5 protein-coding genes are annotated in these 3,749 nt (G+C 66.3%); all 5 read right to left on the bottom strand.

Features of this window, described 5'->3' with window-relative positions:
- On the bottom strand, positions 1–439 hold a 439-nt coding region (locus E0L93_RS14180), incomplete at its 3' end, for an ABC transporter substrate-binding protein (protein ID WP_165874389.1).
- Between the two features lie 193 nt (positions 440–632).
- Complete coding sequence (gene ligM, locus E0L93_RS14175; protein ID WP_132692740.1) at positions 633–2,009, bottom strand: vanillate/3-O-methylgallate O-demethylase; 1,377 nt, start codon at positions 2,007–2,009, stop codon at positions 633–635.
- A gap of 91 nt (positions 2,010–2,100) precedes the next feature.
- Positions 2,101–3,072, bottom strand: a complete 972-nt coding sequence (locus E0L93_RS14170) for a bifunctional 5,10-methylenetetrahydrofolate dehydrogenase/5,10-methenyltetrahydrofolate cyclohydrolase (protein WP_132692739.1) — start codon at positions 3,070–3,072, stop codon at positions 2,101–2,103.
- A gap of 1 nt (position 3,073) precedes the next feature.
- On the bottom strand, positions 3,074–3,619 hold the full coding sequence (locus E0L93_RS14165) for a cyclodeaminase/cyclohydrolase family protein (RefSeq protein ID WP_243638249.1): 546 nt from the start codon (positions 3,617–3,619) through the stop codon (positions 3,074–3,076).
- A gap of 41 nt (positions 3,620–3,660) precedes the next feature.
- The coding region (locus tag E0L93_RS16670; RefSeq protein ID WP_132688798.1) for a formate--tetrahydrofolate ligase at positions 3,661–3,749 on the bottom strand (89 nt) is incomplete at its 5' end.

Raw genomic sequence — 3,749 nt, 5'->3', positions numbered from 1 at the left:
TGATCAGGATCACCCCATCCCGCTCCAGACGCTCAACCAGAGCCAGCGCCTCAGAGGAGATCACAGGCCCTATGAGGAAGTCCACCCCATCCCGGCCCACAAGCTGCCGGTAGAGGCGCAACGCCACCTGAGGATCCCCCTCGCTGTCCTCGTAGCGCACCTCGACCTCCCGCCCGGCGATCTGCCGGTCGTTCAGATCCAGGAAGAGCTCCATCCCCTCCCGGATGCTCTCCCCCAGAGGGGTGTACGGCCCGGAGAGGGTCAGCAGAGCCCCGATCCTGATGGGCTCACCCTCTCCCCCCTGAGTGCCCGCGCCGTCTCCCCCACAGCCCGTAATTCCCAAGAGTGCCGCCCCGGCGAGCCCGCCCCCGGCCAGCCTCAGGAATTCCCGCCGCGCGATCCCCCTCCTCTTCTTGCCCAGATGCCCTTCAGCCCTCATAGACTCCTCCTCAATACCGGCAAGCGTCTGCCCCGCTCCTCCATCCCCCCTCACCCATCATTGTGATTTCGCGCGTGCTATAGCGCAAATACGAATTAGGTTTCTCAGACATACCCACCCTGTATAACACGGGCCGGTGCCGCCCCCTGCCCCGGAGCTCCGGGGCAGGGGGCGTGCGGCGTCTTCCGGTCTGCTAGATCGTACGGGTCCGGTATGCGGTGCGCGCAAACTCGGAGATGGGCGCGGGCGCCACGGTGGCCCGGAGCTCGGTCTGCACGTGACGCTCGACCGTCGGCTTCGTGGTGTTGGGTTCCTCGCCCCACAGAAGCGCCACCTCGGTGCCGGGCTCGCTGTGCTCGGCGTCCACGACCGCCAGCGAGAGCATGGCCCGTTCGTTATAGCTGTAGCCGGTATAGGTCGAGACACCTATTACCGAGCCGTTCTTCAGCACCGCGTCGTAGGGCAGGGTTGCGTAGTTGGAGAGCGGCAGGTCGATGTACTTGGCGGGATCTCCCTCCTCCCGGAAGAGGGTGGCGAAGACGCGGGTCACGTCTTCCCCGTTCCACACCAGCGTCACCTTCTTCCGGCCGGGGTTTCCGGACATCTCCTCCAGCGCTTCCCTGCCTACGAAGTCGTGGTCGAACCTGACAAACCGGCCGTAGCCGAGGTCGTAGGGCGTGAAGTAGTAGTCGGTTATGTCCTCCGAGTAGAAGCTCCCCCCGAGCGAGGCCATGCCTTCGTACCCGTCCGCGGGCAGCCACTCCCTGTAGGGTTTCATCTTCTCCCCGGTGTAGACGGCCGGACAGGGAGAGGGGATCCAGCCGGACTCCAGCGTGTTGGTGGCGTAGGTCCGGGAGCCCACCTGCCGCAGCCCGTAGTCCCGGCCGGCCTCCACTATGGCGCTGCGTACCTCGTCGCGCTCCTCCCAGGGGCCGAAGATCTCCAGTCCGGGCTGTCCGGCCATTCCGTGTCCCAGGGCGCGGACCTTGCGCCCGGCGATGGTGATCTCGCCCATGTTGAAGAACGGTATCTCGGGCAGAGGCCCGCCGTTCAGCTTCTCCAGAAGTTCGGTAGCGTTAGGCCCCTGAACCTGATACCGGTAGAGCTTCCTGCGCCGGGCGGGATTGACGGCGTACCGCTCGTCCCGCTCCACCGTTACGTCGTAGTCCCCGCTCTCCGCGTGGTACTGCACCCAGTTGTGAGCGGTCGGACGCCCCACGAGGCTGACCCTGTTCTCTTCCAGGTAGAAGAGGATCGCGTCCCCGATCACATACCCTTCGTGGTTGCAGGCGACGAACTGCTTGGCTTTGTCGGGCGCGAAGCCCTCGAAGCTGTTTATCCCCAGGTCGGAGAGCAGCCTTATGACGTCGGGGCCCTCTATGTAGAGGTCGGTCATGTGGTAAGATTGGTCGAAGAGGACGCAGGTCTCCCGCCAGGCCCGCTGTTCATCCCTCCAGTTGGTAAACTCGGGAACCCCCGGAAACGCATACGGCCCTATCTGCGCGTTGCGCAGAAGCTCTACCGGACCGTCCGCGCTCTGCAGCAGATCCTCAAGACTCTTACGGCTCATGGTTCTCGACAACCTCCTCCTGATAGTAGTGGAATCGCATACCCCACGCCCGGCTTACAAAACTACAACGGCCCGCCCACCGGCGCCAATACTAATTGAATAGCCTCTCATACCCGCCGGATATACCGGAGGCAGACGGGCACCCGACCGCGCTTTCCCGCCCGGGAGCGAGGGAGCGGCGTGCCGCAGAGACGGTGTTTCTGAGCAGCCACACGTCGGTCACCGGACCGACGCCGCCCGGAACCGGGGTGAGGGCCTCCGCCTTCCCGGCGACGCTCCGGAAGTCAAGGTCGCCCACCAGCTTCGTCCCGCCGCCGGAGCGGTCCTCAACCGGGTTTATCCCCACATCTATGACGATCACCCCCTCTCTTACGTAGCTTCCGTCTATGAGATTCGGCACGCCCGCCGCCACGATGAGAACGTCGGCCCTCAGGGTGTGCTCGCGCAGCCTCCCCGCCCTGTAGGTGTTTACGTCGCAGGAGATCACGGTGGCGTTGCGGGCGAAGCCTAAAGAGATGGCCGGTTTCCCGACGTTGTTCGAACGCCCGACCACGACCAGCGTGCTGCGGGGGTAGAATGCCCGGGGCTCGCGCCCGGAGTTTTCCAGGTAGCGGTCCAGCAGATAGAAGCATGCCGCCGGCGTGGAGGGCACGTAGCGGGCCCTCCCCAGGGCGAGCAGCCCCGCGTTTACGGGATGGACCGCTTCTATGTCCTTTAGCGGGTTAAGCATCCTGAAGACCGCAGGCTCTGAGACCTGCTGCGGGAGCGGCCGCAGAACGAGGATGCCCGAGACTCTCGGATCGGCGTTGAGCTTGCCCACCACGGCGAGCACGTCCGCCTCCCCGGCATCCCGAGGGAGCCGCTCGCTTACATACCGGCAGCCCAGCTCCCCTGCCAAACTGCCCACCCGCCGCTCGTAGACCCGCGCAGCGTAATCTTCTCCCACGAGCACGGTGGCGAGCCCCGGCCTTACCCCCTCTGCGGCCAGCTCCCTCGCCTCCGAGGCCACCCGATCTTTGAGCTCCCCGGCCAGCGTTCTTCCGTCTATGAGGTGCGCCCCCAACCTACCGGTCTCCTGTCACCGTCCTGCGCGCCTCGGCGGCGGCGCGGGCGAACCGCCCCGCCTGCCGCACCCGCTCTCCCTCCGGCTCGTTTATCCTCACCAGCTCCGCAGCAGCGCTCGTTGCGGCCTCGGCCAGCAGCACAGCGGCTATCGCATCTCCTTTGAGGTTGGGGTTGCCCTCGCCAGCGAGCCGGGCGGCGAGCCGGGCGACCCGAGCCCCTACCCCGGCTATCTGAAGCGGCACCTCGGCGGCTTCGGAGAGCGCCTCATGCACGCCCTCCCGGGAGCGCCGTGCCTCAAGCACCCGGCCGTAGGCCTCGGCATCGGCCCGTACCAGCGGAGCTGCTTCTTCTCTGAGCCGGTCGGCCTCCCCGGAGAGATCTGGAGCCGCATCGAGATGCCCGGAGGAGAGGCGGGCGGTCATGCCGGCGAGCCCCGCAGCCGCAGCCACCACGGCGGCAGCGACCGAACCGCCGCCCGGAGCGGGCCGGCGGGACGCGACGAGCTCCAGAAAGCGCCCCAGCGGGAGATCCAGATACTCCTCCACGGCGGCAGAGGCTCTTCTCGGGGTTTCTGCTCCACTCATCCTTAAAAGAGCCCCACGATCTGGCCGTCATCGTCTATGTCTATGCTCTGGGCAGCAGGTGAGGCCGAAAGCCCCGGCATGGTGCGCATCT

This window comes from Rubrobacter taiwanensis, from assembly GCF_004337705.1.
Lineage (GTDB): Bacteria > Actinomycetota > Rubrobacteria > Rubrobacterales > Rubrobacteraceae > Rubrobacter_C > Rubrobacter_C taiwanensis.
This window is presented reverse-complemented; position numbering and strand designations above follow the sequence as displayed.